At 42.0% G+C, this 22,607-nt stretch carries 9 protein-coding genes and 1 pseudogene; 7 read left to right on the top strand and 3 right to left on the bottom strand.

Going from position 1 to position 22,607, the window contains the following annotated elements; genetic code table 11:
- Positions 1-92: 92 nt before the first annotated feature.
- The 5 genes from FD725_RS15880 to FD725_RS15860 all read left to right on the top strand — a co-directional run bounded on the left by FD725_RS15880 (position 93) and on the right by FD725_RS15860 (position 16,342).
- A complete protein-coding gene (locus FD725_RS15880; RefSeq protein ID WP_179049019.1) occupies positions 93-14,762 on the top strand; it encodes an Ig-like domain-containing protein in 14,670 nt (4,889 codons plus the stop codon).
- Positions 14,763-15,041: 279 nt separating this feature from the next.
- The gene (locus tag FD725_RS15875) at positions 15,042-15,266 is read left to right on the top strand and encodes a DUF433 domain-containing protein (RefSeq protein ID WP_179049018.1); all 225 of its coding nucleotides are present in this window, start codon (positions 15,042-15,044) and stop codon (positions 15,264-15,266) included.
- Positions 15,263-15,604 (top strand): DUF5615 family PIN-like protein, encoded by a 342-nt coding sequence (locus tag FD725_RS15870; RefSeq protein ID WP_179049017.1) that lies wholly within the window; start codon positions 15,263-15,265, stop codon positions 15,602-15,604. Before FD725_RS15875 ends, FD725_RS15870 begins: the two co-directional genes overlap by 4 nt.
- 56 nt (positions 15,605-15,660) lie before the next feature.
- Positions 15,661-15,927, top strand: coding sequence for a hypothetical protein (locus tag FD725_RS15865; protein WP_256871628.1), 267 nt, complete (start codon positions 15,661-15,663; stop codon positions 15,925-15,927).
- Positions 15,920-16,342 carry a type II toxin-antitoxin system VapC family toxin gene (locus tag FD725_RS15860; protein ID WP_179049016.1) on the top strand — a complete coding sequence of 141 codons (423 nt, stop codon included), beginning with the start codon at positions 15,920-15,922 and terminating at the stop codon, positions 16,340-16,342. Before FD725_RS15865 ends, FD725_RS15860 begins: the two co-directional genes overlap by 8 nt.
- Here the strand turns inward: FD725_RS15860 and FD725_RS15855 are convergent.
- A complete protein-coding gene (locus FD725_RS15855) occupies positions 16,287-16,808 on the bottom strand; it encodes a hypothetical protein (protein WP_179049015.1) in 522 nt (173 codons plus the stop codon). The two genes, FD725_RS15860 and FD725_RS15855, sit on opposite strands and share 56 nt — an antisense overlap.
- Before the next feature lie 98 nt (positions 16,809-16,906).
- On the opposite strand from FD725_RS15855, the gene FD725_RS15850 reads away from it, so the two are divergent.
- Together FD725_RS15850 and FD725_RS15845 are read left to right on the top strand one after the other, a co-directional pair.
- Complete coding sequence (locus FD725_RS15850) at positions 16,907-17,188, top strand: Txe/YoeB family addiction module toxin (protein WP_179049014.1); 282 nt, start codon at positions 16,907-16,909, stop codon at positions 17,186-17,188.
- A gap of 172 nt (positions 17,189-17,360) precedes the next feature.
- Positions 17,361-17,888 carry a Uma2 family endonuclease gene (locus tag FD725_RS15845; protein ID WP_179049013.1) on the top strand — a complete coding sequence of 176 codons (528 nt, stop codon included), beginning with the start codon at positions 17,361-17,363 and terminating at the stop codon, positions 17,886-17,888.
- Positions 17,889-18,128: 240 nt separating this feature from the next.
- On the opposite strand, the pseudogene FD725_RS32525 reads toward FD725_RS15845, so the two are convergent.
- Positions 18,129-19,219 (bottom strand): annotated as a pseudogene (locus FD725_RS32525) (ISAs1 family transposase).
- A 500-nt stretch (positions 19,220-19,719) separates the two neighbouring features.
- Positions 19,720-22,479, bottom strand: coding sequence for a GAF domain-containing protein (locus FD725_RS15830; RefSeq protein WP_179049012.1), 2,760 nt, complete (start codon positions 22,477-22,479; stop codon positions 19,720-19,722).
- Positions 22,480-22,607 lie beyond the last annotated feature (128 nt).

Raw genomic sequence — 22,607 nt, 5'->3', positions numbered from 1 at the left:
TGAACCGTTTACTGATAACTGTTAGAACATATTTATCTTTTTGAGTTTATTAACAATATTGTAGATAGTCTGAATTTCAAAGAGGGTGAATTATGGAAGATTTTCAAAACATTTCTAATATTAATGCCAACAATATTTTGATTCCGTCATTATTGACTGAAACTGGTAGTGATCTATTCACTCCTCAGATTTTAGGTAAAAACTCATTATCTCTGTCTTTCCCTACAATTCCCTTTATAGAAGATGGATTTTTAAAAGGGGATGCCAATAATGATGGCGGATTAACTTATCAAGATTTAGACTTGATACTTAAAGACAGAAATAAACCCATAGTGGGAATTAATGACCCTCGTGATTTTGATGGAGATAAGAAAATCACCATTTTTGACGTGAGGAAGTTGGGTTTAGAGATTAATTTTAATCGAGATAAAACCCCACCTAATTTATCAGCAGCTTTAGCTAACGATACAGGTGTCAGCACTGATAAAATCACGGCAGATATAGCAATTAAAGGAACTGTGAAAGATGCCAGCCGCATCACCCGCATTCGTGCAGGTATAGATAATACAACTATCGACAAATTTACAAACATTCGGGGAGTGGTTGCCAATGATGGGACTTTTATCTTAACAGCAGAACAGTTATCAGAAATCAATAACAATACACCACTTACTCAAGGTCAGCACACTCTACATTTATTTGCCAAAGACCAGTGGAATAATACCTCTACCTTTGATCTAACTTTTACGCTAGATAGTAATAGCCCCATTATTAGTGCGTCTTTAAGTAACGATACAGGCAGTAGTAATAACGATCAAATTACCAAAGATGCCACAATTACTGGCAGCATCAAGGATTTGCAGCAAATCGTCTCCTTTCAGGCAGGATTTGATAATACAGCAACAGCTAACTTTGTTGATATCTTAGGAACTTTAAAGGATCAGAACTTTACCTTAAACCAAAATAAAATTACAGAAATTAATGGAAGTAACTTAAGTGATGGTTCCCATACACTGAAATTAATTGCCACAGATATTGCCGGGAATACAGCGAACTTAGACTACACCTTTACCGTAGATACTACTCGTCCCCAGATTCCAGGGTTGATGCTAGATTCGCTGTTTGATTCTGCGCCAGTTGGGGATTCTCAAACTAAATTTGCGACAGTAAGTTTAATCGGACAAACAGAAGCAAATACCACTGTTTTATTACAACAAACAAGTCAATTAGTTACAGCTGATGCCACTGGTAAATTTATATTTACTGGTGTGGCATTGACACTAGGAGATAATTCATTTACTGCCATTGCTACAGACAAAGCTGGTAATCAAAGCACATTTACGGAAATTGTCAAGCGAGTTACCGAAGATAACAGCGATGTCGTGCTTGACTGGAACACCATACTTTTAAATGCCATATATACAGATAAGACAGCCCCGCCCCGCGCTTCTCGGAATATGGCGATCGCACAAACTGCCGTCTTTGATGCAATAAATAGTATTACCAAGAACTATCAGAACTATTATTTCACAGGAGTTGCGCCAGTTGGTGCATCGCCGGAAGCAGCAGCCGCAGCCGCAGCCCATAGAGTTTTAGTCAATCTTTATCCTGGACAGATTACCTTCTTTGATGCAGCCTTAACAGAGTCTTTAGCAGAAATCCCTGATGGGGCGGCGGAAGATGCAGGGGTAATATTTGGGCGGACAGTTGCCGATAGTATTTTAACTTTGCGGGGTACAGACGGGTCAAGTACTACTGTTACTTATACACCAGGAACCAACCCCGGCGACTGGATACCCACAGCCCCAGGATTTGCGCCAGCTTTACTACCCCAGTGGGGACAAGTTACACCCTTTGGTTTAACCAGTGGTTCCCAGTTCCGCCCAGAGGGGCCGCCTGCCTTGGATAGTCAGCAGTACACTGATGATTACAATCAAGTCAAGGATTTAGGCAAGAAAAACAGCACAACTCGCACGGCTGAACAAACCCAAATAGCGTTATTCTGGGCTGATGGTGGAGGGACTTTTACACCCCCTGGACATTGGAATCAAATTGCCCAAAATGTCGTAGCTAGTAAGGGTAACTCTTTAGTAGATAATGCCCGGATATTTGCCTTATTGGATATTTCCATCGCTGATGCAGGAATTGCAGCTTGGGATGCTAAATATCACTACAATTTCTGGCGACCAATTACTGCAATTCAAAAAGGCGATACTGATGGTAATCCTAATACTATTGCTGACCCGAATTGGACACCATTAATTACAACTCCGCCCTTCCCCGATTATATTTCTGGACACAGTACCTTTAGTGGTGCAGCCACAACAATATTAACAGCACTACTGGGTGATAATGTCAACTTTACGGTTAATTCTCTAGGATTACCCGGAGTTTACCGTCAATTTAATAGTTTTAGTGCCGCAGCCGATGAAGCCGCTATCAGCCGACTCTATGGTGGTATTCATTTCAATACAGCTAACGTAGATGGACTGGCGACTGGTAAATTAATCGGTAATTATGTTCTGCAAAATCTTTTAGCACCTGTTGCTGATAATCAGCCACCGATCATTGGGGTGAGTTTACTTAATGATACAGGGAATAGTGGGAGCGATCGCACCACCTCTGACTCGACAATTAAAGGTACTGTCACCGATACCAGTCAGATAGTTAAATTCCAAGCCAAGTTAAATTCTGGCAGTTTTGTTGACGTTTTATCGAAGTTAAATACAGATGGTAGTTTCACTTTAGATAAAGCGACACTCACGCAAATCAATGGTGGACAATTAGCAGATGGTGTCTATCAACTAAGTCTCAAAGCTGAAGATAAATTGGGCAATGTTTCTGGTGAGGTCAAACTAGAATTTACCCTTGACACTACCAAACCAGCCGCACCGACTGAGTTAAAAATCAAAGATGATATTGACACAATCACGAACAAAACTACTCCCACTATCACAGGGAAAGCTGAAACAGGTTCACTAGTACAAATATTTGATGGCCAAACAAAATTAGGAGAGACAACAGCTACTAATGGTACATGGGAAATTACCACATCTCAACTGACAGATGGGGTGAAGAATTTCACAGTCAATACTATTGATGCGGCGGGTAATATTAGTGATAAGGCTACATTACAAATCACAGTTGATACTGTTGCACCCCTGTTAACTGTTACTAGTCCTCAAGCCAATGCCGAATTAAAATCAGGAGACAAACTTACAGGTAGTGTCAACGAAAATACTGCCCAAGTTAGTTATCGCTTCAACAATGGTAGCTTGATTACTGTCCCCATCAACAATCAAGGCAGATTTGATGTTGAGTTGAATTTAACTGGGTTAGCCGATGGACAACAAAACCTGACACTGCGGAGTGTAGATTTAGCAGGAAATAGTACCGAAACAACCGTTCTGGTGACGATTAAATCCACAACTTCAGACACCACACCACCAGTAATTACAGCCGCGTTATCTCAAGATACTGGCATTGTGGGCGATCGTCTCACCTCTAACCCCGCGATTAACGGTAAAGTGAGTGATACTAGCAAAATCAGTACTTTCCGGGCTGGGTTTGATAATACACAGGAAGCAAATTTTGTCAATGTTTTGCCTCGACTACAAGCAGATGGTAGCTTTGCGTTCAACTTAGCGCAATTAGAAACAATTAAAGGCAGCACATTAGGACAAGGACAACATCTCCTCAAACTGGTAGCTAGTGATGAGTTGGGGAATAAATCTAGTATCTTCAACTTTGACTTTACACTTGATAGTGTGGCGGCGATCGCCACTGTTGCCAGTACGATCAATGCGTCCAATGTGGTGATTGATGTAGATTTTAGTGAAGCGGTGACAGATAGTGCGATCGCCAAAAATAACTATACCCTGAAACTAGAAAATGGTCAGACTGTTGCCATCTCCTCAATTGCCAGACTCAGTACCAACAAAGTCCGGCTAAATTTAACAGCACCATTGGCATCGGGCAAGTATACCTTAACCATTGATCCAGCTGTGAGTGACCTAGCTGGCAATGGTCAAACAAGAACTTTAAGTTTCACGGTCAACCCCAGCCCCTTATTCCAACTCGTAAGCCATACACCGATGGATGGTGCGACAGAAGTTGGTGTTACATTTAGACCGCAAATCTTCTTCTCCGAACCAGTTGATCCCACAAGCCTCAATAGCAACAACTTCTTTGCCTCATTTGGTGGTGAGAAAATAGCCGCGACAATCGTCCCAGCCAATGATGGTCAGTTTGCTTGGTTGTTCTTCCAAGAACCTTTACCAGACGCTTCCTTAATCCGCGTCACCGTTGACGGCTCGACAATTAGAGCAAAGGATGGTGGCAAACTACTAGATGCTGATGGCGATGGTCAAGCTAGCGGAGTTTTGACTTTCGACTTTAACACCGTCAGTCTCGTTCCTACCCCCAATACATCCCTCTCAGGAATTATTACTGATCCAGGTGTAGACAGACTACCGCACACAGCCGATGATCAGCTACCAGGCCCTGATGGTGTGTTGATGACAGCAGATGATGTCTTCTTAAATCCCATTGCTGGAGTCAAAGTATTTATCCTGGGACGGGAAACTGACTTTAGAATCACTGGTGCGGATGGGCGATTCTCCTTTGATAGCGTACCAGTGGGCAATGTCAAATTAGCCATTGATGGGAGAACTGCTACCGCACCCCCAACAGGCTTTTACTTCCCAGAAATGGTCATGGATGTGAACATTTCACCAGGAGTTGGTAACTTTACGATGATGGGGATGCCAGAGGTGTATCTACCTCGCATACCCAATGCCATTCTCAAAGATGTCGATGCTAGTCAAGGTAAGACAATTGTTGCTGATGCGGTAGCTGCACCAGAATTAACTGCTGAACAACAACAGTATCTCACCATTGAAGTTCAACCCAACAGCCTTGTAAGTGCTGATGGTCAAAAATTAACCAGTGGTCAAATTGGCATCAGTACCGTACCGCCGGAACTAGTCCGAGATATGCTGCCACCAGGAGTATTGCAGCATACCTTTGACATTACAGTCCAATCACCAGGGATTACCAACTTTGCTACCCCTGCACCGATGACCTTCCCCAACGTCTTCGGTGCTGCACCAGGGACGCAATTAAACTTCCTCAGCTTTGACCATACTACAGGTCGGCTGGTGATTGAAGGCACAGCCACAGTTTCGGAAGATGGTAAATTTGTCAGAACTGATCCGGGTACAGGCATTACCCATCCAGGTTGGCACGGATTGACACCACCTGGTAGTTGCGGTGGTTCGGGAGGCGCACCACCCCCACCGCCACCACCACCCTCGCCTAAAGATACCATGCACGAGTCAGAGTTAGTCATTCCTCTAATTACGGGAGAAAGTGGCTCATTCTTGACAAAGACTTGGACTGCGCCTGATAAACTCCCTGACTCACCACCACCACCTCCTCCTACTCCGGGTTGCGCCGTACCGCAGAGGCCGAAAGATCCTGATAAAAAACAGCCCTATATCCAAGTCAATATTCAGGTTGAAGGGCCATTAGCTGATTTTATGAAGCAACGGTCGGGAACAACCGAACCCCTAACAGGTAGCTCATTTACCTTACAAGCAGGAAGTGGAGAAAAACACTCTTTAGAAGCGGTTGTTAAGTCCTATGTTGAGATGGCTGGAATTTTAGGAGGTACAAATAGCGCACCATTCTCTCAACTCAATGAAAATATTCTCTTTGGTAGCAAGATTCTTATCACTGAAGTAACAGGGAAGCCTGATGGGTCTAAGCATACTGAAAAGACAACTTATTACTTGTATCGCTTCATTGATGCAACCGATGCTGACCATAATGATAAGCAAATTGAGTTTGAGGATACGCTAGTCAATGGTACTCGAACTAAGCCAATCAGCTTAAAAGCAGGTTCAGCCACTCCTCAAATTAGTGCTTCAGGTGCATTCTCGGCTTCTGGTTCAACTGTGCAATTTAAGCCAACCTCAGTTGGACTAGATCAAAGTGGAACTTTAACGATTAAAACACCAACTGGAAAAGATGTTGGTACTCTTAATCTCAAAGGTGATGGTGAACCCAAACAGAAGTGGTTTGTTGATGTTAGTTCGTTCTTCAACCCTGATGACTTTACAGATGCCATTGAAAATACGTTTAGCAATGACATGACTACCAATGAAAAACTGATATTTGGTACAGCAAACACTGGTGGAACTGTTGTTTTTGATGCTGGAAAAGCATCCGCATTTATTAATGATGTGATTGCTGAAGCAGCAGGGTTACTCAATCCATTTAGTGCAGGGTTAGAACGAGTAACTTCATCATCATCTGGAACAGTTGATTTTGATGATTGGGAAGCTGAATCTTTAGATTTGTTTGATGATAAATATCCCACTTTGGGTTCTGCTTTCATTGTTGACAATGAAAACGGACAGTATAATATCGATGATATTTACACCAACCGCACGAAATATAGCACCTCAGAACAGAATTTTAGGCTTTCTGAAGCTTTAAATGAAAATTATGACGGTCATGTTGATATCTATTTCAATCGATACTTCCAAGTTTATGGTGACACCGTCTATCGAGATGAAAAAGGCAAGTCGTTAGGATTTACAGGCAAAGAGGAATGGACGCGAGACCAACTAGTCAAATCACTAGGTAAAACAATAGCTCATGAACTAGGACATAATGTTGGACTAAACCACACCAACAATTTCAACCCTAGTGACGTAATGGCTCAAGGCTTTGTCTTAAGCACACAAAAGAGTTTTACAACGACAGCCAATGCCTTAAAAATTGCACTAGGTCTGCCTTGGAGCGATGCAGAAGGACAGCAAGCAGTTCAGTATTATTCGACTTATATTACAAAGGGAAAAGGAGATGCCCCCGAAGGCATCAGCGATCCTGATTCGCAGCCGCCAAAACAAATCGCTGATGGACTGTTATGGCTGTTAGAAGATGGTTCTCAGAACTTCATTGATGCGATCAATTTTGGTAATGTAAATCTCACTGGTTCAGTGGCAAAGTTAAACTTTGTCCTGACAAATACAGGAGATCAACTTGCAACAATTAATAATATTTCCTTGACAGGAAATACAGGTCAATTCACCTTAAGCAACTTCACCAATGGTTTAGTACTTGCACCAGGAGCGAATACACCGATTACAATCAGTTTTGATCCCTCTGTGATTGGTAAGTCTAACGCTACCTTGGTTATTAATAGCGATGCTCTTCAGCCAGTTGTAGAAATTCCCTTGACAGGATTTGCTCAAAGTACCAATCCTTATCTATTCTTCAACACCCCAAATAACAATTTAGGCGGTGTGGCTGTAGCTGGTGGCAAGGTAGAAAAACCAAATTTGGCAACAATCACTAATTATGGTAATCAACCCCTCAGTATTTCTGACATTAAATTAGTTGAGGGTAGTAGTGCTTTCAGTTTACTAGGCGTTGCCAATAACTTAGCTACTAATCCCATTTCATTGAACTTTGGCGAATCTTGGTCTTTTGGAGTAGACTTCGATCCTAGCAACTTAGGACTAGATCGAGCAGTAATCGAAATTACCAGTAACGATTCCAATAATTCTAAATCTCGCTTTAGCTTTGTGGGTACTGGACTAGATCAAATTGTTTATCCCCAATGGGGTAATGATTTTATTGCGATCGAAACTCCCGATGTACCAGGTGCGCCAGTCTTACGAACTGTGAGTGATGACAAAGGCAATTTCCAACTGTTCTTACCACCAGAACAGGCTTATCACATGACGATCTTTGATCCTGTCACGGGCTTAGTTAGTCACAGTTATGGTAAGACACCGCAATCAGGTCAGGGAATTGATTTGACCGCTAGCATCGTCTTTAATGGCAGTAAAGCAGCTGATACCGACGGTGACGGTTTACCAGATGATATTGAGTTTGCCATTGGCACAGATTTGCAGAAGATTGACACTAATAATGATGGTGTGAGTGACTTTGCGGCGATTCAACAAGGCATTGATGCCCTGGGTGTAAATGCCCTGCCCATCGGCATAATTAGCACAGTCAAGCCACAACAAAATAATAGTTTTGTCCAGGATGTGGTGGCTAGTGACAAGACTGCATACTTAGCTGCGGGTTCTGGTGGGGTGCAGGTAGTTGACTTGACCCAAATTACCAAACCAGTAATTATTTCTAGTGTGTCTGGGGCTGAATTGAGTGGCAATGCGATCGCTGTTGCTTATACTTCCATTCCTGGTACTACCCCCGGCACGACTCAGCATCTAGTCGCCGCCGCCTTGGGAGGTTCGGGATTGGCTGTAGTCGATGTTACCGACCCCCCAGCCGCTAAGTTACTCGGCAGAGTCTCCCTCTCTGGCTCGGTATTGAGTGTCACAATTGTCGATAACTACGTTTACGCCGGCGGTAGTAACGGGCAAGTGACAATTCTGGATGTGCAAACGCGAGAAATTGTCGGTACATTCACGGCAACTGGTAGTGGTGATGTCTCAGAATTGACCTACAGCAATGGTATCCTCTACACCTTAAGGGGCGGCACTCTCGCCACTTACAACCTGGGTGAAAATCTCAGCGCCCCTGCACTGCTGAATTCTCTCGCCTTCTCTGGTGCTACCAATTTATTTGTGGGAGGCGATCGGGCTTATGTCACTGGCGCTCGGTTATTTGAAGCTGTAGATATCACTGATCCCACTAAACTCAAAAATACCTCCGGCGACAGTCCAATACTTAACTATCGTGGATTGGCAGTCAATGGTTCAGGGCGTTTAATTGTCGGCAGCACTACTGGCTTTAGTTCTGATGCTGATGCCCGCGTCACTCTGTTTAATGTCGATAATCCTGATAATACCAATGGTTTCTTAACGGAATTTGACACCCCTGGTTCTGTTCAAGATATCTGGATTCAAAATGGTTTAGCATTGGTAGCTGATGGGACAGGCGGATTAGCAATTTTCAACTACTTGCCTTTTGATAATAAAGGACAAGCGCCTAATGTCACAATTAGCACATCTGCCAAAGATAGTGACCTGACCAAGAACGGTATCCAAGTCGTTGAAGGGACAACTATTCCCATCCTGGCGAAAGTCACCGATGATGTGCAGGTGCGGAATGTCGATTTGCTAGTTAACGGTGAAGTGGTGGAAAATGATGGTTCTTTCCCTTGGGATCTATTTGCTATTGCACCGAAGTTGACAGCACAATCCAACAAAGTCACCTTGCAAGTGCGCGCCACAGATACAGGTGGTAACACTTCCTTGTCGAATATTCTCACCTTAGATTTGATCAAGGATACCTTCGCGCCGACTGTTATTAGCACCACACCCAATGAAGGCGCACGTCTGAAGACAATTCCATCAGTGAGTGTCCGCTTTAACGAAGCCTTGGATACCTCACGCCTCAACTTATCTGGTGTGAAGTTGACTTACTTGGGTGCAAATGGTGTAGTTGGCGGTGGTGATGATGTTCTGGTGAATTTGAATGAGCTACAAACTCGTAACCTCGATCGCACTCTCTTGATTTTACCTGGTAGTGAACTGAGTGTGGGTAATTATCAATTGAAGTTGGAGCAAAGTATAATTAGCGATCGCGCAGGTAATGCTCTAACTACTCCGATCACCTTAAACTTTACTAAGCGTCCCCTCACCAGTCCTCTCACTTTGGGTGGTGTAATTACAGGTAATCTTGCAGAACCGGGAGACGATGAGGTATATACCTTCACGGGTACAGCTGGACAACGGATCTTGTTTGATGGGCTAGATAACAATTTCACAAGTATTTACACTCAGTTACAAAGTCCGAGTGGTATTTCCCTGGGGAACTACTATTACTACAATGACAGTCAACCCTTTACTCTGACTGAAACAGGAACTTATCGCGCTACTGTCAGATCATCAAATAACGCTACAGGTAACTACAGTTTCCAATTACTAGATGCTAGTGCAGCACCAACTATCACTCTAGGCACAACGGTTACAGATACCTTAACTCCAGGTTTAGCAACTGAAGTTTACAGAATTAATGGCATAGCTGGACAAAGATTATTCTTTGATTCCTTAGCTACTGCATCAGGTGCAAATTGGACATTGTACAATTCTGGCAACCAGTATGTTACTGCTGCTAACCTAAGTAGTGATTTTGAAACCACATTAACCAATACAGGGACTTATTTGTTGGTGCTGGATGGCAACAACACTAATGGAAATGTTAACTACAGTTTCAAAGTCACTAATCCCCCAACTACAAGCACAGCGCTGACTTTAGGAAACACAGTCACCAGCACTATTTCTCAACCAGGGGAAATAGACGAATACACCTTCACAGGCACAGCCGGACAACGTTTGTACTACGATGCACTGATTAACAACAATACTTCGACAATTTATGCCCAGTTAATTAGTCCTAGTGGACAACAAGTATTTTATAACGGTGATGCCGATAGCGATCGCACTCCTCTCACCCTCACCGAAACAGGCACTTACAAACTCATCTTGGATGGTTATCTCGATAACACAGGTGATTACAACTTCCGCTTACTTGATGCTAGTGCTGCACCAATCATCACCCTCGATACAACAGTTACCAACACTCTCACCCCCGGATTAGAAAGTGATATCTACCGCATCAACGGTACAGCCGGACAAAGACTGTTCTTTAATTCCTTAACCAACACCGCCAGTGCTTTCTGGACATTGTATGGAGTAAATAATCAGTACGTTACCAATACCAACCTCGCCAGCGACTTTGAAGTCACATTAACCAATACAGGCACTTATTTGTTGGTGCTGGATGGTTATAACAGCAACAGTAATACTAGCTATAGTTTCAAAGTCACTAATCCCCCAACTACAAGCACAGCGCTGACTTTAGGAAACACCGTCACTAGCACCATCTCCCAACCAGGGGAAATTGATGAATACACCTTCACAGGCACAGCCGGACAACGCCTGTACTACGATGGACTGATTAACAACAATACTTCGACAATTTATGCCCAGTTAATTAGTCCCAGTGGACAACAAGTATTTTATAACGGTGATGCCGATAGCGATCGCACTCCTCTCACCCTCACCGAAACAGGCACTTACAAACTCATCTTGGATGGTTATCTCGATAACACAGGTGATTACAGCTTCCGCTTACTTGATGCTAGTGCTGCACCAATCATCACCCTAGACACAACAGTTACCAACACCCTCACCCCCGGTTTGGAAGCAGACATTTACAGAATTAATGGTACAGCCGGACAAAGACTGTTCTTTAATTCCTTAACCACTAGCGCCAGTGCATTCTGGACATTGTATGGAGTAAATAATCAGTACATTACTAGTTTTAACCTCGCCAGCGACTTTGAAGTCACATTAACCAATACAGGGACTTATTTGTTAGTACTGGATGGTTATAACAGCAACGGGAATACTAGCTACAGTTTCAAAGTTACCAATTCTGGTGTAGTTACCACCACGGCACTGACTTTAGGAAACACAGTCAGCAGTACAATTTCTCAACCAGGGGAAACAGATGAATACACCTTCACAGGTACGGCTGGACAACGTTTGTACTACGATGGACTGATTAACAACAATACTTCGACAATTTACGCCCAGTTAATTAGTCCCAGTGGACAACAAGTATTTTATAACGGTGATGCCGATAGCGATCGCCAACTCCTCACCCTCACCGAAACAGGTACTTACAAACTCATCTTGGATGGTTATCTCGATAACACAGGTGATTACAGTTTCCGCTTACTTGATGCTAGTGCTGCACCAACCATTACTCTAGACACAACAGTTACCAATACCCTCAACCCCGGTTTGGAAACTGACATTTATCGCATCAACGGTAATGCTGGACAAAAGCTGCGTTTTGATGCCTTAATTAGTGGTTCTGTGAGTGGGAACTGGACGCTATACGGCACTGGTAATCAGTATATTACTGGTACTAACCTCAGCAATGACTTTGAAGTCACTTTACAAAATAGCGGCACTTATTTGTTAGTGCTTGATGGCTATAACAGTAGTGGTACAGTCAACTACAACTTCAAAGTTACAGATATCAGCGATGCACCTGTAGCAGCCAGTGGATTTAATAGCATCAAGACTGGCACAATTGCCGCAGGTGGACAAGATACTTACACGTTTACTGCGTCTGCTGGTTTGTTGGTGTACTTCGATGGACAAAACTCTAACTCGAATAACATCACTGCTGAATTACGCGATGCTAATAATCAATATATCTTCGCTAGCAATACCAATTCCGACACCCAACTGATTCGTTTACAAAAATCAGGAACTTACACCTTAACCGTTAAAGGTGCAAGTGCAAGTAGTACGGGAAGCTATCGTTTCCAAGTCATCGATATTCCAGCCGCAGCCACCGATATCAGTTTCAACACTCCCATCACCAGAAACTTAACTAATGGTGCGGAAACAGTTGTTTACCGCTTTACGGGAACACCTGGACAGGAACTTTACTATGATGCGCTTCAAGGTGACGCAGATACAGTTTATGCTCAGTTAATTAGCCCTAGTGGTACTAGCGTTTTTTATATCAATTCCGACAGCGACAGAACACTTTTCACCCTGAATGAAAGTGGAACTTATTATCTACTCCTCCAAGGAAACAGCACCTCGGCTGCTGATTACAGTTTCCGCTTACTAGATGCTAGCGCCGCCACGGCTGTCACCTTAAATTCCACAATTACAGACACTCTCACCCCAGGATTAGCTACCAACATCTACCGTATCAATGGTACAGCCGGACAAAGATTATTCTTTGATTCCTTAGCCACCGGATCTAGTGCAAATTGGACATTGTACGGTATTGCTAATCAATATATTACTGCGAATAACCTCAGCAGTGACTTTGAAGCCACTTTATCTGATACTGGTACTTATCTACTAGTTCTGGATGGCTATAGCAACACCACTGTTAACTACAGTTTCAAAGTCACCAATCCACCAACTACAAGCACAGCACTGACTTTAGGCAACACTGTTACCAGTACGATTTCTCAACCAGGGGAAACAGATGAATACACCTTCACAGGCACAGCCGGACAACGTTTGTACTACGATGGACTAATTAACAACAATACTTCGACAATTTACGCCCAGTTAATTAGTCCTAGTGGACAACAAGTATTTTATAACGGTGATGCCGATAGCGATCGCCAACCCTTCACCCTCACCGAAACAGGGACTTACAAACTCATCCTGGATGGTAACGCCAACAATACAGGCGATTATAGCTTCCGGTTATTGGATGCTAGTGCTGCACCAACCATCACCCTAGACACCACAGTTACCAACACCCTCACCCCCGGTTTGGAAGCAGACATTTACAGAATTAATGGTACAGCCGGACAAAGATTATTCTTTGATGCCTTAGCTAATGCTGCCAGTGCATCGTGGACATTGTACGGGCCAAGTAATCAATATATAACTGGTAGTAACCTTGCCAGTGACCTTGAAACCACCTTACCTAGTACAGGGACTTATCTGCTAGTTCTGGATGGCTTTAACAGCAACGCAAATGTCGGTTACAGTTTCAAAGTTACTAATCCACCAGTCACAACCACAGCATTGACTCTGGGTAACACCGTCACTAGCACCATCTCCCAACCAGGGGAAATTGATGAATATACCTTTACAGGTACGGCTGGACAACGCCTGTACTACGATGGGCTAATTAACAACAATACTTTCACTATCTACGCTCAGTTATTTAGTCCTAGTGAACAAAGTGTATTCTATATCGATGCCGATAGCGATCGCCAACCCATCACCCTCACGGAAACAGGTACTTACAAACTCATCCTTGATGGTAACGGCAATAACACAGGCGATTATAGCTTCCGGTTACTTGATGCTAGTGCTGCGACAGTCATCACTTTAGATACTACCATCACCAATACCCTCACCCCAGGTTTGGAAACCGACATCTACCGCATCAACGGTACAGCCGGACAAAGATTATTCTTTGATTCCTTAGCTAATGCTGCCAGTGTATCCTGGACATTGTACGGTGCAGGTAATCAATATATTGCTGGTAGTAACCTCAGTACTGACTTTGATGCTACTTTAACCACTAATGGCACTTATCTATTAGTCTTGAATGGCTTTAACAACAACACCACTGTCAATTACAGCTTCAAAGTCACTAATCCACCAGTCACAACCACAGCACTCACTTTAGGAAATACTGTCACTAGCACGATTTCTCAACCAGGGGAAACAGATGAATACACCTTCACAGGCACAGCAGGACAAGGCTTGTACTACGATGGGCTAATTAACAACAATACTTTCACTATCTACGCTCAGTTAGTTAGCCCCAGTGGACAACAAATATTTTATATCGATGCGGATAGCGATCGCCAACCCTTCACCCTGATAGAAACAGGTACTTACAAACTGATTGTCAGTGGTAACGGTAATAACACAGGCGATTATAGCTTCCGCTTACTTGATGCTAGTTCTGCACCTGTCCTGACTCTAGATACTACAGTTACTAATACCCTTAATCCTGGATTAGAAACTGATATTTACCGCATCACAGGTAAAGCCGGACAACAACTTCGTTTTGATTCCTTAAATAGCGGGTTTGTGAGTGCTTCATGGACACTGTATAACCCTGGTAATCAGTATGTAACAAGTTTGAATTTGAGCAGTGATTTTGTCTTGACTCTAGCCAATGATGGGATTTATCTTTTAGTTCTGGATGGTTTTCTAGCCAATGGCACTATTAACTATAGATTCCAAGTTTCTAATGCCTAAACTTGGAGAATTATTCTGACAAGTCGTTGTCAAACAGTAGAGACGTTGCAATGCAACGTCTCTACATAATTTATGTGTATCATGATTAATGTGAAATGGTATCAAGCGATCGCTTTTAGGTATGTAAAGAAGTGCGCTCAAAAAATTAAATTGATACCAGGGCGTAAGCTACTGCTAATACCCATATTGTTGGTAAGAGTTGCAGGGCGATCGTGTAATATTAGAATATTATTAATTACTCAATTTTTTTTGTGTTTTCAATAAGAAGAGAGAATTCTTATGCAAAGTCGAATAAATATTCATCCAGATATTTGTAACGGACGACCTATTATTGCTAACACTCGAATTACTGTGCAAACGATTATGGAATTTTTAGGTGCAGGCGATTCCATCGAAGAAATCCTTGAAGAGTATCCTTCTCTGGAAAGAGAAGATATTTATGCCTGTATGCAATTTGCAGCAAAGTTGATGGCAAATCACTACGAAGTTAGAAAATTCGCATGAATGGATTTTTATTTGATGAAAATCTACCTTCAAAAATCCAATTTACTCCATCTCTTCCCATCATCCATGTTTCAATATTAGGCGATAGTCCTAGTGATACCCACATCTGGCATTATGCAAAGGAAAATGGCTTGATCATTGTTACCAAAGATGCAGATTTTTCAGATCGACTAATGCTTGATTTGTTCCCACCAAAAGTAGTGCATCTACGCTTTGGAAATATGCGAAAAAGTTCTTTTCACTCATTGCTAGCCTGTGTTTGGTCACAAATTGAAGATTTAGTTATCGATCACAAGCTAATTAATGTTTATTTAGATCGGATAGAAGCATTTAAATAGTCAGTAGTTGACATTATTTGTTAGACTGGCAATTGTAACAATAGAAATAAATCTGTATGTATTCCACCAGCCCACATCAAAAACTACTAGAAGCGATCGCTAACCTTAGTGATCAACAAATTTCGCTGGTTTTACAATTTATCTCATCTTTAGAAACACCCGTTAACAACTATGAAACTCCACCTAAAACAGCAATAGAAAGAATGGGTGGTTATCCCAAATTTTTACTAGAGGGATCAGGTGATTTGTCAGATAGAGATGTCCGTAAAAAAGCAATTTCTGACCTAATTCAAGCAAGACATCAAACAAGAACTCATGAATAATTATCCCCTAATCTTAATTGATACGGGGATTCTTGTTGCCTTCTATAATCGTAAAGACAAGTATCACCAAAAAGTTATTAACTTTTTTAGTACCTGTACCAGTCAACTCATCACAACAATTGCCTGTGTTACAGAAGTGATGTGGTTACTTGCCCCAAATACAAAAGTACAGAACGAATTTTTATCTGCTTTATCGCTAGGAGTATTGCTATGTGAACATTTACTTCCATCAGACTATCAAAGAATCCAGGAACTTAACACAATTTATCAGGATCTACCGGGAGACTTTACTGATCTATCGCTAATTGCTATTTCCGAAAGATTAAACATCTCTGCTATTGCAACTCTAGATAAAGACTTTAATATTTATCGGCGTTATCGCCAGCAACCATTTGATCGTATATTTTTACCTTGATTATCGGGCGTGGTTTATCGCTTTTTGATAACGAAGGAAGGGCGATGGTGGAACGCCCACCTTCTCCTAAAGGAGACGCTGCGCGAACGGCGATCGCTTTGCTGATTGAAGGTATCGCTTTTTTGATGGTTTTGAGAAGTACGTTGGCTAAACGCCCACCTTTGGCGATCGCTTGTGGGGATGAGGGAGAGCGATAGCGCCAGCGCTGACTTGTCAGTTCGCTGTTTGAGGATGTGAGAGGTTGGGAGGTGCGTAGGCGCAGCCTGCCGTAGGCATCGCTTTTGGAATGTGGCAGAGCGATCAGTTTGATGATAAGAGTATTGGAGGAGGCGATCGCAAATAGCTCATAAAAGCTTTTGCAGTTACAATTATTAGTAATCCAGTAAGCTATATTTTCTGCTATGACTGACGCATTACAATATATCTGTGATTCAGAAGGGCAAACAGTTTCCGTCGTTGTCCCCATTGCTCTTTGGCAAGAAATAATGGCTGAGAGAGAAACTGCTTATCTGTTGAGTAGTCCAGCCATGAAAGCAAGATTACTTACAGCTAGAAAACGTCTAGATGGAATTTCTTTGGAAGCAGTCTGTGAAAAACTTGGAATTTGATGCAGATGCTTTTGAGGACTTAGCTTGGTGGCTCGAAAGTGATCGTAAAAAAGCGTTAAAAATCATCAAACTAATTCGTGAAGTACAACGTAATCCATTTGAAGGCACAGGACAACCTGAAGCACTGAAATACGAACTATCTGGCTGTTGGTCACGACGAATCGATCAAGAACATCGTCTGGTTTATGAAGTCTTAGATGATAAAATCAGAATTCTCGCCTGTCGCTTTCACTACTGAAAATCGCTGTTTTAAAACTTATTTATAAACTAAATATTAAGGTAGGTTGTGTTACAAATCAGTTAACAGTTAACAGTTACCAGTTAATAAACACTGTTCACTGTTTACGCACCATGTTTCTCGGTGCGTCAAGCGTTGCCACTTTTAAAGGGGTTTGAGAAGGCATAAAGCTATGAATATTGCAGCAATTCAACCCACAACTATCGAGGAATTTTTGCAATTGCCAGAAACAAAACCTGCTTCTGAATTTATTCATGGACAAATCATCCAAAAACCTATGTCTCAAGGCGAACATAGCCAACTTCAGATCGAGCTATGCGAAACTATTAATCAAATTACTAAACCTCAAAAAATTGCTAAAGCTTTTCCAGAACTACGCTGTGTTTTTGGTGGGTTAGCAATTGTTCCAGATATAGCCGTATTTCGTTGGGAGCGAATTCCTCGATTGCCATCAGGACGCATTGCCAACCGGTTTGAAATCCATCCAGATTGGTTTATGGAAATTCTCTCTCTTGACCAGAAATATAAACAAGTCTTAGCCAAATTACTACACTGTGCTGAGTATGGTACTGAGTTGGGTTGGTTGCTTGATGCGGAAGATGAAAGCATTTTAGTAGTAGATAGAGATCGCCGAGTTAAGGAACTTAAAAATAGCGATCGCTTACCTGTTCTGACAGAGGTTGAATTAGAGGGTGTTTGAAAAGTGATTGGCTGTGATTTTAAGCACTGGATGATCCCCCCTAGCCCCCCTTAAAAAGCAGGGTGGTTTCATACGAAAAAAGAAAAATACATACATCTTGATTTGTCGCTTTGTAGCAGAAGTTTTGACCCCTCTCCAAACCTCTCCCCCACGGGGGGAGAGGCTTTGAAACAAAGTTTTGTTTTTTCTCTGTTTGTATGAAACCACCCTGCCTAGCCCCCCTTAAAAAGCAGGGCTGTTTCATTCCACAAGGTGAAGGAGTTTGTCAATATCATGAGAGATAAATCTTTGGGCAATTGTGATGGAAGTATGACCATTTCGGCGAAGTATATTGAGAGCGATTGCTCTCAATATGGAGAGATTTGCGGGAGCATTGCCCATACGGATCGTCGAATTATCTTCTTTGAAAACAACATCTTTCACCCAATGGAGGCAATTTTCGATACCCCAATGACCGCGAATACCGATGGCAAATTCCTTCGCTGTACAAATCAAGCTGCTAATATAACAAACAATCTCATGATATTTCTTATCCTTTCTTGTGCCAATTCTTTCGACCCTAATTAAAGATTGTATTCCCGTCCATTCTGGGTCAATTCCATTGACATCATGGAAAACTTCGACAGTACGAGTTGTTAATCTATCTCTAGTCTTTTCTGTCTCAATTATCCGAGAAGTTGGTTTTCTGGTAGCGGCAATCTGTTGAATATGTCGATGTAGTTTTGGTTGATTATCTTTCACAGCAATAACGTAATCGTTACCACCTTCAATAATTATTTTGCAAGTTTTTTTTGGCAATGTAAGGAATCAAAGCTCAAGATAACATCTTCTATATCCAATGCTGTGACTAGCTCCTGGACAACTTGTATTTCGCTTTTGAGTTGGTTATCAAATTTCTTCATCCCCACAACTAGCCCTTTCTTGCCAGCAAATACTGATACTATGCTCACAAAATTCTGATGAGATGAACTATAGTTCTCCACTGTACCCTTAATACTTTTACCATCTACTGCACACCATTCTGATACTTCTAAATCCACATAATTTTTCGCCCATTCATTAAATTTTTCTGTCAGTTTATCAAAATTCACTCCCATGACTACACGTCGAATTGTTGAATATGAGGGAACCCCATGTTTTTGAATGCCAAATTTTTCTATTAATACCCGTCTATGCCTTTTAACAAAATCTCCCCACTCACGATACCCAACATATCCATTCATTGTTCCCATTATGACAAACAGCAACACTAGCCACAGTGGATGTCTTCGTCCATCAGTCGTTCTAAAATCTTCCACTTGCTTTAATTGTTCTATCAGCTCTGCACCCATATTTTTTCCCCACAACTCTTGCTATTTTACCTGTTTTAGGGAATGAAACAGCCCTGCTTTTTAAGGGGGATTTAGGGGGATCGGAAAATATTTGATACATTGCTAGGGACTTTTCAAACATCCTCTTAGAGCTAACCGTTGAAGAAGTCTTTAGCTGGTTAAGTTTATAACCATAGACACAACAACACCCAAACATCTACTAGTTGCTACGATTTCCTCTCATTGTGCTTCCTGCTCAGGGATGTAATCAATTTCATTAAAACCAATCATTAATGAAAATATGTTACATTGCCCCCTAATTTGAGATATTTGAGGAAATATCAACTTTCGCGTTGGGTGCTGCTGGTGTTTAGCGAGACAGATATGAGATTAAACAGCGTCTTTACCTCTTACTTACATTACACTCTAGCTGTTACATCTGCCAGGGAAGCTTTGTAGCTTCACTTATTAAACTAACACTTCATAGATTAGTCTGGAATTTATTGCAACTAAACTTTACTTTATTGTTCAGAAGTTATGTACAACTTTCCTGGTTCATTAGGTTTAATGGGGATTTCTATCCAGAACTCTGTACCCTTACCAACTTCGGAAATACATTCCATCATCCCGCCGTGCTTTTCGGCAATAATTTGATAGCTAATGGCTAATCCCAAGCCTGTTCCCTTGCCTACCGACTTAGTTGTGAAAAATGGGTCAAAAATCCGCTTTTTGACTTCTGCTGTCATGCCTAAACCGTTGTCAGCGATGCGAATCAAAAGACGGGATTGATCGAGAGAAAGTCTGGTAGAAATGTAAATTTGCAAAGAGGAAATTGTCAGTTGGTTTTCGTCAGTTGTTTGACTATTTAGCAATGATTCTTCTAAAGCATCAATGGCATTGGTAAGCACATTCATGAACACTTGATTCATCTGCCCGGCATAGCATTCTATCAATGGTATGTTGCCATAATCTTTGACTACTTCAATGCCAGGAAATGTAGGATTTGCTTTTAAGCGATGTTGGAGAATTAATAAGGTATTATCAATGCCTTCATGGATGTCAATCGGCTTATTTTCAGCCTCATCTAGACGGGAAAAATTTCTTAATGAAAGCACGATAGAGCGAATGCGTTCCGCGCCAATTTGCATGGAAGAGATAATTTTTGGTAAGTCTTGGACTAAAAAATCTAAATCGATCGCTGCGATCGCTTGACTAATTTCCTGAGCAGGGTGAGGATAATAAGTCTGATACAGTGCCAGAAGTTGTAAAATGTCTTGGGTATAATTATGAGCGTGGCACAGATTACCATAGATAAAGTTGACTGGGTTATTAATTTCGTGAGCGACACCTGCAACTAACTGTCCCAAACTAGACATTTTTTCGTTGTGAATCAATTTAGTTTGGGTTTCTTGGAGTTGATGTAAAGCTTGTTCTAGTTCTGTGGCTTTTGCTTTGGCCTCATTTGCCGCTAGACTACTTTGTTGGTAGAGTTGGGCTTGTTGAATAGCGATCGCGGCCTGATTTGCTAGCTGTTGTAATAAGTCAATTTCTACATCCTGCCAATTTCTTGGTGCTGTACATTGATGGGCAATGACTAAACCCCACAGTTGCTCACCCATGTTAATGGGAACTATCAAGTTAGCTTGTACTTGCAAACTCTGCAAAAATTCATAATGACAAGCGCTTAATGAATCCGTTGACACATGATTAATTGCCCTGATTCTACCTCGAAAAAATAGCCGGGCAGACTCATCAGGAAAGCACCCCAAGGGCATGGCTATACCTAAAACCGAACGCCAATCGCCATTGACTTCTTCGACTACAACTTCTCCTTGTGAGTCACCAGTGATTTGGTAAATCAGCGTTCTATCTGCATTCAACAGAAACCGCACTTCTCGCACAATCGTTTGCAGGATAATTTTTAAGTCTAAAGTACTGCGGATTTGCTCACTGACTTGCTTGATGACTTGCGTAATTAGGAATGATTTTTCAATTTCGGCGGTTTGTTCCTTGACTTGACGTTCTAAATCTGTATTGAGTGCTTGTAGTTTTTGAGTTGTATCTTGCTGTTGAATCGCTATGGAAAAATCAGCTGCTAGAGCTTGTGCCAGAGAAATTTCTGCTAAACTCCATTGGGGTACTTGGCCTTTTTTTTGTTCTCGCCACACCTCAAAAGAAAGCTGAGGTAGCTTTTGCCGTTGATTTTCCTCGCACCTCCCAGCCCATAAAATTTCTGTATCAAATTCTGGGCGAAAAATGGTGATCACGCCAATAAAGCTTTGACGATAATGTAGAGGTAGGACTAACATTCCGCGAATACGACTTGATTGAAAAGCAGAAGCCAAAACCCTCAGACGCGCTTCTGAGTAAATGTCAGCAATGATCAACACATCATGGGGTTGGCATTGAGTCATCCAGTTTTGCCAGACAGGATGCTGTTCGATAACACCAGGGAAAGTTGGCTGTTCACCCCAGAGATAAACTTCTTTAGTAGGTTCGATATTTACATAAAGTCTGCCACCAATCCCACCCAAAGCTGTAATTGTGGCTTCTAAGGCAGATTGTAATTGAATAGTCGGTTGCCTGTGTAGGAGATGACTGATTTGGTTGATAATTTCTGCTTGCTGTTGCTGGGCGCGAGTTTCCTGGAGGAGATGGCTTTGAGCGATCGCAATTGCCACTTGATCAGTAATTTGCTGGACTAATTTCAGTTCTCGCGGCAAGATGGTACGCGGTTGACTGTGGTGTGATACCAATAGTCCCCATAATTGAGGTGTATCTGAAGAGGTGTTGAGATTGCACAGTAAAATTGGTACTACCAAAGAAGACTGCACACCCATTGCTTGCAGATATTGCAAATGACACGGATCTACCTGGCGATAAGCAATGTTCTCAGATGGGAAAGATGTTTCTGTATTGACTGATGGCAGCGGTGACAAGCCAATTTGCCCATTTGCCACATCGACGATAGAGCGTTGCCCCATTGACAAAAACATTTCTCTGGACTCTGATGGAATATCATCGGCAGGAAAGTGCAACCCCAAAAGAGAGGGAAGATTTTGTTCTTGAATCGATTCGGCGACGACTTCGCCACTACCATCAGCAGCAAAGCGATAGACTACCACTCTGTCTGTTGCCAAAAGACAACGGATTTCAGTAACTGTGGTTGTGAGTATATCTGATAGTTCGAGCGATCGCCTAATATGATTTGTAATCTGGTGTAATAAACTGTCTTGAGCAAATGTTGAGGGAAAACTATCAGGGTGATCCGTAAATGTCATTATCTAGTACACTTAGATGCTGTGCATCTTTACATACAACTACTATTAAGACTTAACAAACTTAAGTACAAAATTTATAAATAACTCGTTAATTTTATCCCTGTCTAATTGATTTGCATTCGGTAAAA

The sequence above is a fragment of the Nostoc sp. TCL26-01 genome (assembly GCF_013393945.1).
GTDB lineage: Bacteria > Cyanobacteriota > Cyanobacteriia > Cyanobacteriales > Nostocaceae > Trichormus.
This window is presented reverse-complemented; position numbering and strand designations above follow the sequence as displayed.

What these genes read in the sequence shown, in the direction of transcription:
- FD725_RS15850 (WP_179049014.1), top strand. Translation starts at nt 16,907, where the DNA reads ATGGAATTTCTTTGGAAGCAGTCTGTGAAAAACTTGGAATTTGATGCA.
- FD725_RS15830 (WP_179049012.1), bottom strand. Translation starts at nt 22,479, where the DNA reads ATGACATTTACGGATCACCCTGATAGTTTTCCCTCAACATTTGCTCAA.
- FD725_RS15845 (WP_179049013.1), top strand. Translation starts at nt 17,361, where the DNA reads ATGAATATTGCAGCAATTCAACCCACAACTATCGAGGAATTTTTGCAA.
- FD725_RS15870 (WP_179049017.1), top strand. Translation starts at nt 15,263, where the DNA reads ATGAATGGATTTTTATTTGATGAAAATCTACCTTCAAAAATCCAATTT.
- FD725_RS15860 (WP_179049016.1), top strand. Translation starts at nt 15,920, where the DNA reads ATGAATAATTATCCCCTAATCTTAATTGATACGGGGATTCTTGTTGCC.
- FD725_RS15875 (WP_179049018.1), top strand. Translation starts at nt 15,042, where the DNA reads ATGCAAAGTCGAATAAATATTCATCCAGATATTTGTAACGGACGACCT.
- FD725_RS15855 (WP_179049015.1), bottom strand. Translation starts at nt 16,808, where the DNA reads ATGGGGACAACGACGGAAACTGTTTGCCCTTCTGAATCACAGATATAT.
- FD725_RS15880 (WP_179049019.1), top strand. Translation starts at nt 93, where the DNA reads ATGGAAGATTTTCAAAACATTTCTAATATTAATGCCAACAATATTTTG.
- FD725_RS15865 (WP_256871628.1), top strand. Translation starts at nt 15,661, where the DNA reads ATGTATTCCACCAGCCCACATCAAAAACTACTAGAAGCGATCGCTAAC.